Raw genomic sequence first — 13,542 nt, 5'->3', positions numbered from 1 at the left:
CGTTCCACGGCGGCCGGCGCCGAGGCGGTGGGGGTGCCGGTCCGGATCACGCGGCTCACATAGCAAAACGCCACCATGAATCAGCCAAAAATCAAAAGAGATCCTGAAGGTACGCGCCGTCGCATCCTGATGGCGGCAGCCGAAGAGTTCGCAAGTGGAGGGCTGTTCGGCGCACGCGTCGACCAGATCGCGCGCCGGGCCGAAACCAACGAGCGCATGCTCTATTACTACTTCGGCAGCAAGGAGCAGCTGTTTACGGCCGTGCTCGAACACGCGTTCTCCGCGCTGACCGAGGCCGAGCGCGTGCTCGATCTCGACGGCGTCGCGCCGGTCGAAGCCGTCACGCGGCTCGCGCATTTCGTTTGGGACTACTACCGCGACCACCCGGAGCTGCTCAGGCTCATCAACAACGAGAACCTGCACGAAGCGCGCTACCTGCACAAGTCGACGCGGATCCGCGAGATGATGTCGCCGATCGTCGCAAAGCTCGGCAACGTGCTGATGCGCGGCCAGAAGGCCGGGCTGTTCCGCAGCGACGTCGATCCGCTGCGCTTCTACGTGACGCTGTCGGGGCTCGGCTACTACATCGTGTCGAACCGCTTCACGCTCGCCGCGACGCTCGGCCGCGACTTCACCGACACCGACGAGCGCGCGGAAATGGTCCGGATGAACACCGAGGTGCTGCTCGCGTATCTGCTGCGGCGCTGACGCGCCGACCAGCGCCCGCCGGATGCAAAAACGCCGCCGTGCGCAGGCAACGGCGGCGTTTTTTCGTCGGAACGCGGTGCGTCAGGCGGCCTTGCGCGTGCGTACGGCTTTTGCGCGCGGGCTGCTGCCGGCACGTTTCGCCGCCGGTGCGGCCTTGGCGGGCGCGGCGGCCGTGACCGTTGCCTTCTCGCGCGCGCGCTTCGCCGTGGTGGCACGTGTCGTTTCGGCTTGCGCGTTGCCGGCCGGCACGGCCGCGAGCGTCGCGGCCGCCGGTGCGACGGGCTGCACCTTCGTCGCCCCGGGCTTCGGTTCCGGCGCATGCTCGCGGATGAAGTCGCGCAGCTGCGGGTAGATGATCGTGCGCCAGCGGCGGCCCGAGAAGATCCCGTAGTGACCGCACTTCTCGGCGGTCAGGCTGCGGCGCTGGTCCTGCGGGATGCCCGTGCACAGTTCGTGCGCGACGTGCGTCTGGCCGCTGCCCGAGATGTCGTCGAGTTCGCCCTCGATCGTCATCAGCGCGGTGTGCCTGATGTCCTGCGGACGCACACGCTCGCCTTCGACATCCCACGTGCCTTCGGCCAGCCGGAATTCCTGGAACACGACACGGATCGTCTCGAGGTAATACTCGGCGGCCATGTCGAGCACCGCGTTGTATTCGTCGTAGAAGCGGCGGTGCGCTTCGGCGTCGTCCTCGTCGCCGCGCAGCAGGCTCTGGTAGAAATCCCAGTGCGATTGCGCGTGCCGTTCCGGGTTCATCGCGACGAAACCCGTGTGCTGCAGGAAGCCCGGATACACGTGGCGGCCTTCTCCCGGATAGTTCGCGGGCACCGTGTGGATCACGTTGTTCTCGAACCACGAGGTCGAATGCTGCGTCGCGAGCGAGTTCACCGACGTCGGGCTGCGTCGCGCGTCGATCGGGCCGCCCATCATCGTCATCGTGAGCGGCGTGTCCTCGCCGCGGCTCGCCATCAGCGAGATCGCCGCGAGCACCGGCACCGTCGGCTGGCACACCGAGATCACGTGCAGGTTGCGCGCGCCGATGTGACGGATGAACTCCTGGATGTACGCGACGTAGTCGTGCAGGTGGAACGGGCCGGTCTCGACCGGCACCATCCGCGCGTCGATCCAGTCGGTGATGTAGACCTTGTGATCCTGCAGCAGCGTGCGCACCGTGTCGCGCAGCAGCGTCGAGTGGTGGCCCGACAGCGGCGCGCAGACCAGCACGACCGGCTCGTCCTTCAACTGCGTGACGGCGTCGGCGTCGTCCGAATAGCGCTTGAAACGCAGCAGCCGGCAGAACGGCTTCTCGACGATCGTCTGCTCGACGATCGGGATGTTGTGGCCGTCCTTGACGATCTGGTGAAGGTTGAATTCGGGCTTCTCGTAATCCTTGCCGAGCCGGTACATCAGTTCGTACGCGGCGGCCATCCGCGTCGCGCCCGGCATCAGCGAGAACGGGCTGGACGGATTGGCGAACGACTTGGAGGCGGCCTGGGCCCAGGCCGTGAGCGGGCTCAGCATCGCCCGCTGGAATTCGTGCAGTTGGTAAAGCATGCAGACTACTCCCGCGTGGGGGACGGTGCGCAAGGGCGGCGTGAGGCGTCGCGGCGTGCCGTGGGGGTCAGCGGCCGGCCATGTTGCACTGCGGCCGGTCAATCGTGTCGATCATATCGGACAACGATGAATGTTGCAATGCAACATTTCCGCGATTTTTCATCAAAATTTTGCGATTTGACGTTCTCTGAAAAAGCTGCCCGCGCCTCGTTCAGCGCCCCGTGGCCATCGCCGGTGCGGGCTGGCCGGCCGCGCGCGCCATTGCGTCTTCATGGTGCATCAGGTTCATCGCGGTATGCACGAGCGCCACGTGCGAGAACGCCTGCGGGAAGTTGCCGACGAGCCGCCCGGCAACCGGGTCGTACTCTTCCGCGAGCAGCCCGAGATCGTTCGACAGCGAGAGCAGCCGGCTGAACAGGCGGTGCGCGTCGTCGATCCGGCCGAGCAGCGCGTAGTTGTCGACCAGCCAGAAGCTGCACGCGAGAAACGTGCCTTCGCCGGGCGGCAGGCCGTCGTCGTATTCGGTCGTGCGGTAGCGCATCACGAGCCCGTCGTGCAGCAATTCCCGCTCGATCGCTTCGACGGTGCCGACGATGCGCGGGTCTTCCGGCGGCAGGAAGCCGAGCAGCGGCATCAGCAGCACGCTCGCGTCGAGTTCGTCGCTGCCGTAGCTCTGCGCGAACGCCTGCTTGTCTTTGTGCCACGCGTTGTCGCATACGTCGGCATGGATCCGCTCGCGCAGCGCGCGCCAGCGGTCGAGCGAGCCGGGCAGCCGGAACATTTCCGCAGACTTGATCGCGCGGTCGAACGCAACCCACGCCATCACCTTCGAGAACGTGAAATGACGGCGGCCGCCGCGCGTTTCCCAGACCCCCTCGTCGGGTTCCTGCCAGATCTTCTCGAGATGGTCGAGCAGCGCGCACTGCACGGACCAGACCGTGTCGTCGGCTTGCAGCCCGCCCACGCGCGCGAGGTGCAGCGCGGCCATCACCTCGCCGAACACGTCGAGCTGGAGCTGGTTCGCGGCGCCGTTGCCGATGCGTACGGGCTTCGAGTCCTGATAGCCGGGCAGCCAGTCGAGTTCCATTTCCGGCAGCCGGCGTTCGCCGGCGATCCCGTACATGATCTGGATCTGCTCGGGCGAGCCGGCCATCACGCGGCCGAGCCACGTGCGCCATGCGCGCGCCTCGTCGTAGTAGCCGCCGCGCATCAGCGCGAGCAGCGTGATCGTCGCGTCGCGCAGCCAGCAGTAGCGGTAGTCCCAGTTGCGGTTGCCGCCGATCTTCTCGGGCAGCGACGTGGTCGGCGCCGCGACGATGCCGCCGGTCGGCTCGTACGCGAGCGCCTTCAGCGTGATCAGCGAACGGCGCACGGCCGCCGCGTAGCGGCCCTGCACCTGGCAGCGGCCCGACCATTCGAGCCAGTAGTTCTCGGTGCGCGCGAGCATCGACAGCGGATCGCGCGCGGGCGGCAGCCGCATGTGCGATGCCGCGTAGCTGAGCGAGAACGGCACGCGTTCGTCGGCGCTCACCGTGAATTCCGCAATCGTATGAAGGTTCTTGCCGGTGAGCGGCACCGGCGTGCGCAGCACGACGGTATCGGGGCCGGCGATCGCCTTCATGCCGTCCTCGCGGGTCAGTTGCGTGACCCACGGGACCGAGAAGCCGTAGTCGAAGCGCAACACGAGCTCCATGCGCATCTTCATCGTGCCGTGGCGGCCGACGACGATCCGCACGAGTTCGGACCAGCCGTTGCCGGGCGGCATGAAGTCGATCACGGTGACGGCGCCGTCGGCGCTTTCGTAGTCGGTTTCGAGAACCAGCGTGTCGCCGCGATAGCGGCGGGTCGTGTGCGTGATCGCGGCGTCGGCGGCCGGCGCGAGCAGCCAGCGGCCGTGCTCGGGCGTGCCGACGAGCGCCGCGAAGCAGGCGCCCGAATCGAAGCGGGGCCAGCACAGCCAGTCGACGGAGCCGTCTTTTGCGATCAGCGCGGCGGTGTGGCCGTCGCCGACGAGGGCGTAGTCTTCGATCAGGGCGGGCATGGGCAGGCGATCCTTGGTTTCGAGTTCACAATGCGGACGGCGGCGCCCGGGCTTCACGCGCCGGCGCTGCGCCCCGTATACTCGGCCGGGCGGCGGAGCGCGTGAACGGCCGGCGTTTCGTCCTATCTCAACACTTGAAGCGACTCGATGCAAGGAGGATTCAATGCCCAACCGTTTACGCGAGCATGACGCACGCGCTTCGACACGAGGGTTCCCGCTTAGGCTCGCTCACTGGATGAAAGGTTTCGCGATCGTGCTTTCCTTGTCCGCGACCCACGCATTTGCGCAGCAATCGCCCGCCCCGGCCGACGGCGTCTACAACCTGCTCGTCGGCACCTATACGGGGGGCGGCAGCGACGGGATCTACGTCTACCGCTTCGATACGAAAACCGGCAGCGTCGCGCCGGTGTCGTCGGCGAAGACCGTGAATCCGTCATATCTGTTGCCGAGCCGCGACGGTCGCACCGTCTACGCGGTCAACGAACTGCCCGGCGACGACGGGCCGGCGACGCAGCGCGGCGGCGTCAGCGCGTTCCGCTTCGACGCGAAGACGGGCGCGCTGACCTTCATCGACCGCGTGTCGTCGGAGGGGAACGATCCTTGCTATCTCGCGCTGTCGCCGGACGGCAAGTACCTCGTGACGGCCAACTATTCGGTTGCGGCGGATCCGGGCGGCAGCTTCGCGGTGTTCCCGCTGCGCGACGACGGCGCGGTCGGCCAGGCCGTGCTGACCGTGCACCATGAAGGCACGGGGCCCGTGAAGGGCCGCCAGGACGGCGCGCACGTGCACTCGACGGTGTTTTCGCCGGACGGCCGTTACCTGTTCGTGCAGGATCTCGGCGCGGACAAGCTCTACGGCTACCGCTATACGGTGGACGGCAGCCGCGGGCTGATCGGCCCGACCGACACGCGCTACACGACGGTGAAGGCCGGTTCGGGCCCGCGTCACATGGTGTTCGGCGACGACGGCCGGTTCGCGTACGTGACGAGCGAGCTGAATGCGTCGGTCGAGGTGTTCGGCTACCACGACGGCAAGCTGACGCCGGTCGAGACGGTGCCGATGACGGCGCCGGGCTTCAAGGGCAAGGTCGGCGGCGGCGCGATTCATCTGTCGCCGGACGGCCGCTTCCTGTATGCGAGCAACCGCGGCGACGCGAACGACATCGTGATCTACGCGGTGAACCGGGCCGACGGCCGGCTGAAGCACGTCGGCCGCCAGTCGAGCCTCGGCAAGACACCGCGCGAGTTCCTGATCGATCCGACCGGCAAGTGGCTGATCGTCGGCAACCAGGACAGCGATACGTTCTACGTGTTCAGCCGCGATGCCGAAACGGGGCAGCTCGGCGCCAATCCGCAGAAGGTCGCGGTCGGCAAGCCGGTCGATTTCAAGCTGGTGCCGGCGCTGTAAATGACGAAGGGCGCTGCCGATGCAGCGCCCTTCGTGTTCCGGGGCGGCCGGTTTCGCGGCGCGCCCGCGCCGGCCGATCGCGGCCGGGCGGCCGCCTTGCTCAGTCGGCCGCGGCCGGCACGAGCACCTCGCGGCTGCCGTTGATGCCCATCGCCGATACGAGCCCGGCCGCTTCCATCTGCTCGACGAGGCGCGCGGCGCGGTTGTAGCCGATGCGCAACTGCCGCTGCACCGACGAGATCGACGCGCGCCGCGTGCGCACGACGAACGCGACGGCTTCGTCGTACAGCGGATCGGCTTCCGCGTCCGGCGCTTCGCCGAACAGGTCCTGCGTCGCGCCGTCGGCGGCCGGGCCGTCGAGAATCCCTTCCTCGTACTGCGGCTCGCCGAACTGCTTCAGGTACTCGACGATCCGGTGCACTTCCTCGTCGGCGACGAACGCGCCGTGCACGCGCTGCGGATAACCGGTGCCCGGCGGCAGGAACAGCATGTCGCCCATCCCGAGCAGCGATTCGGCGCCCATCTGGTCGAGGATCGTGCGCGAGTCGATCTTCGACGACACCTGGAACGCAACGCGCGTCGGGATGTTCGCCTTGATCAGACCCGTGATCACGTCGACGGACGGACGCTGCGTCGCGAGGATCAGGTGGATGCCGGCCGCGCGCGCCTTCTGCGCGAGGCGCGCGATCAGCTCTTCGATCTTCTTGCCGGCGACCATCATCAGGTCGGCCAGTTCGTCGATCACGACGACGATCAGCGGCAGTTTCGACAGCGGCTCGGGATCCTCGGGCGTCAGCGAGAACGGGTTGCCGATCTTCTTTTCCTTCGCTTCCGCGTCGCGGATCTTCTGGTTGAAGCCCGCGAGGTTGCGCACGCCGACGGCCGACATCAGCCGGTAGCGCTTTTCCATTTCGCCGACGCACCAGTTCAGCGCGTTCGCCGCGAGCTTCATGTCGGTGACGACCGGCGCGAGCAGGTGCGGGATGCCTTCGTAGACCGACAGTTCCAGCATCTTCGGGTCGATCATGATGAGCCGCACGTCCTCGGGCGTCGCCTTGTACAGCAGCGACAGGATCATCGCGTTGATCGCGACCGACTTGCCCGAGCCCGTCGTGCCGGCGACGAGCATGTGCGGCGCCTTCGCGAGATCGGTCACGACCGGGTGGCCGGTGATGTCCTTGCCCATCGCGATCGTCAGTTGCGACGGCGAATGCTGGTACTCGCGCGCGGCAAGGATTTCCGACAGGCGGATCATCTGGCGCTTCGCGTTCGGCAGTTCGAGGCCCATGCAGGTCTTGCCGGGGATCGTCTCGACGACGCGGATCGACGTGAGGCCGAGGCCGCGCGACAGGTCCTTCATCAGGCCGACGATCTGACTGCCGCGCACGCCGAGCGCGGGCTCGATCTCGAAGCGCGTGATCACGGGGCCGGCCGACGCGCCGACGACCGCCACCGGCACCTTGAATTCCTGCAGCCGCTGTTCGATCACCTGGGCCGTCTGCGCGAGGTGTTCCTCGGTGATCATTTCGACGTCGTCGGACGCGGGCTCGAGCAGGTCGAGCGTCGGCAGTTCGACGTTGAACGACGCAGGCGCGTGGAATTCGAACGCGTTCGGGCGCGGTTGGCGCGCGGGGGTGTCGGGGGCGGCGTTTGTGTCGGCCGCGGCAGGCGCGGCCGGTTCGGTTGCCACGGCGGCGATTGCGCCGACGGGTGCGGCAGCGGGAAGCGTCGGCGCGGCAGCGGCAGTCGCCGGCGTGGGCAGGCCCGCGCCGGGAACGGTTGTTGCCGGTTGCGGTGCCGCGATCGATGCGGCAGTCGGTGTCGCGGACACATTCGGCACCGACCAGCTTGCCGACGATGCGGCAGGGGCGGGTGGTGTAGCGAACGCCGTAGTTGCGGTTGCCGCAGGCGCCGATGCGATCGGCAGAGGCTGCGTCGCGGTCGTTGCCGCGATGGACGCCAGCGATCCGGCCGCGATGACAGGCGCGCCTGCGACCGGTTGAACCGGGGCCGCCGCGGTCGTGGTCATCGGGGTGATTGCGCCCGAGGACGATGTCGTTACGACGGAAGCGGCTGGCGGAACCGGCAGGCTGGCCGCCGGCTGCGGTGTGGTTGAGCCGGATCTGCCGAATGTCGTGCCGGTCGACGAGGCTGCCGGGTTGGCCGACAGAGTCGATGCGGGCGCGAAAGGCTGTGCGGCGATCGAGCCGGACGCGAAACTCACGGGCGCCGCGGGAGCGGGCGTAGGCGTTGCCGCCGGTGCAGGCGCTTGCGCGGTCGAGCTGAATGTCGAATCCGACGCGCCGGCCGTCGATGGTGCCGTGGCGGGTACAGCGGTCGATGCGGGCGTTGATTCGCGGGAGAGTGAACCGTAAGTCTCGCCCGAAACGCCGACCGGCGCCGCCGATACTACCGATGCGACGGCCGGTGCCGATGCGGCTGGCTGTGAAAGCGGAGCGGATGCCGAACCGGTTGCACCGACCGGTGAAGTCGAAGCGACCGGTGCAAAGGTCGATGCCGAGGCTGCCAGCTGCGAAAGCGAAGCGGGCGCAGTGCCGGTTACGCCGACCGGTGAAGTCGACGCGGCCGATGGAACGGTCGATGCCGGTGCGGCCGGCTGCGAAAGCGAAGCGGATTCAGTACCGGTAACACCGGCCGGTGCAGCCGCAGCGGTGTCGGGCGCCATGCTCGATGCAGATGCAGGTACCTGCGCGGTCGCACCATGAGCTGCGCCGCCGAGCGGCGAAGTAGCGGCGGCCGAAGCCGTCGGTGCTGCGGCAAACGGTTGAGCTGCCTGCGATTTCGGCAATCCTGCGAAGACGGCCGTATTTGTCGTTGCAGGTTGCACCGTCGGTGGAATCGACGGCGTCCGTGCCCAATCAGTCGCAGGCGTGGCGCCCTGCGCGATTGTCGACAGCGGTGCGGCGCGCTCTGCGGCTTTCGGCTCGACGGTTTCAGATGCGGCACGCGATGCAGTCAGTGCCGACCCTGCCGCAAGCGGCACGGCGTCGGAAACGGCGCGTGCCGACGATTCTGCGATCGAAGAAGAGGAGAGGGCTGCAAACGGAACGATCTCCGCGGCGGGTTGGACGTCGGCGTGAGCATCGGCGATGCCCTGCGGCGCATGGGCCGGTGCAAGGCGATCGATCGCAGGAGCCGGTTGCGCGTCGTACTTGTCATCGGTATCGACGGACGCTACCGGATTGCTTGCAGCGATGTCGTGAACCGCCTCGTCTTGCGGTTGCGCGGAGGCCGCATCGGCCGGCTCCGATCCCGTCGCGTCCGCCGGCGACGCAGCGATCGGGCTACCGGCCGACCCGTCGAACGCGAAAACCGGCCGGCTGGCGAGGTCTTCCCACGGAGCGAGGTCGATTGGCGCGTCGAACGACGGCGCGGGTGCGATTCCGAATGCCGGCGCGACGGGCGCATCGTTGGCGTGCCGGATCTCGGGGGCGCCGCGATGCGAAAACGCCGCATTGTCGATGCCGGTATCCGGCAGCGTCTGCGGGACGACATCGTCGAACGTCGTGGTGCCCGTATCGGCAACCGGAGCATGCGCCGCGCCGGACGCTGCCGGCATGAACGCATCCAGACTGATCGGCGCGTTGTCGTCGTAAGCGGGCGCTGCATCGTGTTCGACCGTGGCGCCGGCGTCATGGGCCGCGACGCCGTGCGTCGCGGAGGCGAACCCGTTCGACACGGCAGCCGACACCGGCGCGGCAACGCTGCCGGCTGTCGCTGCCATACCGGCCACGGTTGCGGCGGCTGCCGCCGCGTGCGCGGCATCGGTCGACTGCGAACCGCCGAGCGTGGCCCATTGCGCGGTGCTGGCCTCGATCGAGCGCAGCGTGTCGTGAACGCTCGGCGCCGGTGTGATCGGCGCCGCGGGTTTTTCCGTCCATGCATAGAGTGGCGCGCGCACCGGCGTTTGCGATGCCGGGCGGCGGCGCGCGGTGTCGGGCGGCAGGCCGGCCGCGCCGATTCCCGCCGCCGGCCGCACGGCAGGGCGCGGCGGCGGCGCGCTGGCCGGCCGCGGCGTGACCGTGGTGTGCGGAGCGGCCTGCTTCAGCGCAGCGGTGGCCGGTCGCGCAGCCGTCGGCCGCGGCCGGACGGGTTCGAATCCGACCGGAAGCGGGGCGGGATCGGGGCGCGGCACTTGCGAGTTCGCCGCCGCACGCGCGAGGCTGGCAGTGCTGCCGGTCGTCGGGGGCGGCATCGCGCTGGCCGGCATCGGCGCGGGCGGTGCCGGCATGCTGCGACCGGTCGCGGTCGGTTTCAGCCAGCCCGACGGCGCAACGGGTTCCGTGTGCGGACGCGGAGGCGTCTTGCTGCGCGGCTTCGGCCGCGCCTGCGGGTCGGGTTTCCACAGCGTCGGGCGCGAATACCGGCCGTTCTGGCGCGGCGCCATCGAGTTGACGGTATGCGCGGTGGTCGGCTGCACGACATCGTCGTCGCGATGCAGCGCGCTGCGCGGCAGGTCGGCGATACCGCGGGCGTCGTCGTCGTCGCGCTCGCGCGACAGCTTGACGCCGAACGACGTGTCGACCCATGCGGCGAACTGGCGCCAGCCGATGCCGGTCAGCCAGGGCAACCCGGCGAAAAACAGCACGACCATCGCGACCGGCGTGCCGATCGGACCGAGCACATGGGCGAAGCCCGCGGAGAACGCGTGGCCGAGCGCGTTCGTGTCGGGGCCCGACAGCGCGCTCGTTAGCGTGCAGCTTGCGACGAACACCGCGGCGAAGCCGAGCCACAGGCGGATCGAGCCGCGGCCGGCGAGGCCGCCGCCGCCGGGCAGCATCGCCTGCACGAGACGCCAGAAGAGAAGGAGGAACCAGACGGCGGAGATGCCGAACCAGCCGAAGACAACCGTGTGCATGCTTTGAAACAGGAGTGGGGAGGGGCGCGCGGGGCGCGACCCGCCGAGTTTAACCGGCCGGCGAACAAGATTCTAAGGCGGCGTGAATTCGTTTCACGCCGTGCTGCGCGTGCGTCCGGCACGCGCGCGCAACGCGAAGGCGGTCGGCCGGCCTTCGCGTGCGCGGTGCATCAGGGGCTCCGGTGCGTGAAGGTCAGCGTTGCGCCGGCATTGGTCACGATCTGCAGTTGCTTGGGTTCGCGCATCTGCACGCCGGTCTTCTCGATATGGGCGAGCGCGTCGAGGTACGCGTGTTCGAGCTGGCCGCCGAGCGTATTCGGGCAGGCCATCCGCGTGCCGGCGAGCGGCCCGAAGCTCAGCAGGCCGTTCTTGATCGCGTAGGTGCCCATGTAGCGGTTGCAGCCCGAGAACCCGCTGGCGCGCCGGATGCCCGAATCGGTCGACAGCGCGAGCTTGATCGGCTCGCCGTTGTCGCCGTGCGGGATCGTGCGCTGCGTGCCGTCGGCGTTCAGCCAGCTGGTGAGCTCCCAACTCGTGTCGTCGAGCAACTGGACGGCGGCCGGGTTGTACGGGTCGGGGGCGGGGGCGGCGGAATCGGGGTGGGTCGGCATCGCGCAGGCGGCGAGAAGCGTGGCAAGCGTCAACGCGCAGAGCGGCGCGCGCAACGGACGAAGCAGGCCGGTGCGGGCGCGTGCGGCTGCGAACAGGTGGGACATGAGCCTCGTTCCTCATCGGATTCTGATCAAGGCGTAAGAGTAACGCACCCGCCCCGCGGCAGGCGAGCCGACACTTCACGCGCGAAAACGTTCGCAGCCTGCCCGCGCGCGGCGCACGGCCGGGCAGCGGCACGGCGAAACCGCCAAACCGGCGTCGTGGCGCGTGTTAACATCGGAGCCGTTTTCGTCCTCCACCAGAAGCGGGAAATCACATGCAGATCGGTCAGCGGCTCGGTACGCCGCTTTCACCCTCGGCCACGCGCGTCATGCTGCTCGGCGCCGGCGAACTCGGCAAGGAAGTCATCATCGCGTTGCAGCGGCTCGGTGTAGAAGTCATCGCGGTCGACCGCTATCCGGACGCACCGGGCCACCAGGTCGCGCATCGCGCGCACGTGATCGACATGACGGACGCAGCCGCGCTGCGGGCGATCGTCGAGGCCGAGCGCCCGCACCTGATCGTGCCGGAGATCGAGGCGATCGCGACCGACGCGCTCGCGGCGATCGAGGCGGCCGGCCTCGCCGAGGTGATCCCGACCGCACGGGCGACGCAACTCACGATGAACCGCGAAGGGATCCGCCGGCTCGCGGCCGAAGAGCTCGGGCTGCCGACGTCGCCATATGCGTTCGCGGAATCGTTCGAGGCCTTCAGCGCGGCGGTCGCGAAGATCGGCATGCCGTGCGTCGTGAAGCCGGTGATGTCGTCGTCGGGCAAGGGGCAGTCGGTCGTGAAGACCGAAGCCGACGTGAAGCCCGCGTGGGACTACGCGATGGCGGGCGGGCGCGTGAACCACGGCCGCGTGATCGTCGAAGGCTTCATCGATTTCGAATACGAGATCACGCAACTGACCGTGCGCGCGATCGACCCGGCGACGCTCGGCACGCGCACCTACTTCTGCGAACCGGTCGGCCACGTGCAGGTCGCGGGCGACTACGTCGAATCGTGGCAGCCGCAGCCGATGAGCGCGGTGGCGCTCGAGAAGTCGCGCGAGATCGCGCACAAGGTCACCGAGGCGCTCGGCGGGCGCGGGCTGTTCGGCGTCGAGCTGTTCGTGCGCGGCGACGACGTGTGGTTCTCCGAGGTGAGCCCGCGGCCGCACGATACGGGCCTCGTCACGCTCGCGTCGCAGCGTCAGTCGGAATTCGAGCTGCACGCGCGCGCGATTCTCGGGCTGCCGGTCGATCCGGCGCTCGGAACGCCGGCCGCGTCGGCCGTGATCTACGGCGGGCTCGACGAGCGCGGGATCGCGTTCGAAGGCGTGCGCGACGCGCTCGCGGTGCCGGGCGCCGACCTGCGCCTGTTCGGCAAGCCGGAAAGTTTTGCGAAGCGGCGCATGGGCGTCGCGCTGGCGACCGGCGCGACCGTCGACGAAGCCCGCGAACGCGCGAAGCGCGCCGCCGCGGCCGTCCGGCCCGTGTCGGCCCGCTGACGGAACGAGGAGAGGGCGATGGCGCCGATCTGGCTGCGTATCGGAAAGCTGGGCGCCGCGCTGGCGCTTGCCGCGAGTCTCGCGGGTTGCGGCCTCGCGGCCGCGCCGTGCCGGGTGGCATCGGCCGGGCTCAAGATCGTGCCGCTCGTCGGCCATGTCGCGGCCGCGCCGACCGACGCGTGCGCCGACGTCATCGATCCCTGACGACGATAACCGGTGCGATAACCAACAATAACCGCGCCCCGCGAGGGTGCGTTTCCACCCGTCTCGCGAGAGGATCTGCATGATTCGCCAAACCGTCGCCGCACTCGCGCTCGCCGGCACCGCCGTTTCCGTCGCGCATGCCGCGCAACTGACCGTCGAAGAGATCGACGCCGATTCGCGCCAGCAGGCCTTCTACCAGTGCGCGAACCAGAAGCAGCCCGTGCGCGTGTCGTACTGGCTCGCGGGCAACGGCCAGAGCTTCGCGCTCGTGCCGGTCAACGGGCGGCAACTGCTGTTCGTCGATACCGTGTCGGCCTCGGGCGCGCGCTATCAGGCCGGCCGCTATACGTGGTGGACGAAGGGCAAGGAAGCGACGCTGCGCGACGAGATCGCCGACCCGAAGTCGCCGCCGCTGCTTGGCGACTGCGTGCAGGTCGAGAAGAAAAGGAAGAAGGGCTGAGCGCCGGGCGCGATCGTGGATCGTGTCCGCCAGGCGCCAGCGCCAGCCGGCTGCCGGACCTGAAGGTTCGGCGCTCAGACCTGCCGCGGACGCCTGGGCAACGCCATTCTTGATCGGGCCCCTGATGTCGCTCGACGACCGATCG

General features: G+C 68.8%; 9 protein-coding genes. 5 read left to right on the top strand and 4 right to left on the bottom strand.

The annotated features are described in order from the left end of the window. Positions 1-75 precede the first annotated feature (75 nt). Positions 76-708 carry a TetR family transcriptional regulator gene (locus tag FPJ27_RS31075; protein WP_047898676.1) on the top strand — a complete coding sequence of 211 codons (633 nt, stop codon included), beginning with the start codon at positions 76-78 and terminating at the stop codon, positions 706-708. Between the two features lie 81 nt (positions 709-789). Here the strand turns inward: FPJ27_RS31075 and phaZ are convergent, their stop codons facing one another. Both phaZ and FPJ27_RS31065 read right to left on the bottom strand, forming a co-directional pair. After that, positions 790-2,262 (bottom strand): polyhydroxyalkanoate depolymerase, encoded by a 1,473-nt coding sequence (gene phaZ / locus FPJ27_RS31070; RefSeq protein WP_204423998.1) that lies wholly within the window; start codon positions 2,260-2,262, stop codon positions 790-792. Between the two features lie 211 nt (positions 2,263-2,473). Further along, complete coding sequence (locus FPJ27_RS31065) at positions 2,474-4,303, bottom strand: glycoside hydrolase family 15 protein (protein ID WP_072440801.1); 1,830 nt, start codon at positions 4,301-4,303, stop codon at positions 2,474-2,476. Between the two features lie 163 nt (positions 4,304-4,466). Between FPJ27_RS31065 and FPJ27_RS31060 the strand changes: the two genes are divergently transcribed. Next, on the top strand, positions 4,467-5,711 hold the full coding sequence (locus tag FPJ27_RS31060; RefSeq protein WP_204423997.1) for a lactonase family protein: 1,245 nt from the start codon (positions 4,467-4,469) through the stop codon (positions 5,709-5,711). A gap of 100 nt (positions 5,712-5,811) precedes the next feature. Here FPJ27_RS31060 and FPJ27_RS36680 read toward each other — a convergent pair whose 3' ends face one another. Both FPJ27_RS36680 and FPJ27_RS31050 read right to left on the bottom strand, forming a co-directional pair. After that, a complete protein-coding gene (locus FPJ27_RS36680; RefSeq protein WP_239483336.1) occupies positions 5,812-10,590 on the bottom strand; it encodes a DNA translocase FtsK in 4,779 nt (1,592 codons plus the stop codon). A 170-nt stretch (positions 10,591-10,760) separates the two neighbouring features. Beyond that, positions 10,761-11,306 (bottom strand): META domain-containing protein, encoded by a 546-nt coding sequence (locus FPJ27_RS31050; RefSeq protein WP_072440796.1) that lies wholly within the window; start codon positions 11,304-11,306, stop codon positions 10,761-10,763. Between the two features lie 212 nt (positions 11,307-11,518). Between FPJ27_RS31050 and purT the strand changes: the two genes are divergently transcribed. The 3 genes from purT (at position 11,519) to FPJ27_RS31035 (ending at position 13,397) form a co-directional block, all read left to right on the top strand. After that, a complete protein-coding gene (purT, locus tag FPJ27_RS31045) occupies positions 11,519-12,733 on the top strand; it encodes a formate-dependent phosphoribosylglycinamide formyltransferase (RefSeq protein ID WP_072440794.1) in 1,215 nt (404 codons plus the stop codon). An 18-nt stretch (positions 12,734-12,751) separates the two neighbouring features. Next, complete coding sequence (locus FPJ27_RS31040; protein WP_072440792.1) at positions 12,752-12,937, top strand: DUF6726 family protein; 186 nt, start codon at positions 12,752-12,754, stop codon at positions 12,935-12,937. 79 nt (positions 12,938-13,016) lie between these two features. Further along, entirely contained in the window at positions 13,017-13,397 is a 381-nt protein-coding gene (locus FPJ27_RS31035) for an MliC family protein (RefSeq protein ID WP_204423996.1), read from the top strand. Positions 13,398-13,542 lie beyond the last annotated feature (145 nt).

Source organism: Burkholderia sp. MS455 (genome assembly GCF_016899445.1).
GTDB lineage: Bacteria > Pseudomonadota > Gammaproteobacteria > Burkholderiales > Burkholderiaceae > Burkholderia > Burkholderia pyrrocinia_C.
Note: the sequence above shows the minus strand (reverse complement) of the source record. Positions and strands in the feature narration are given on the sequence as shown.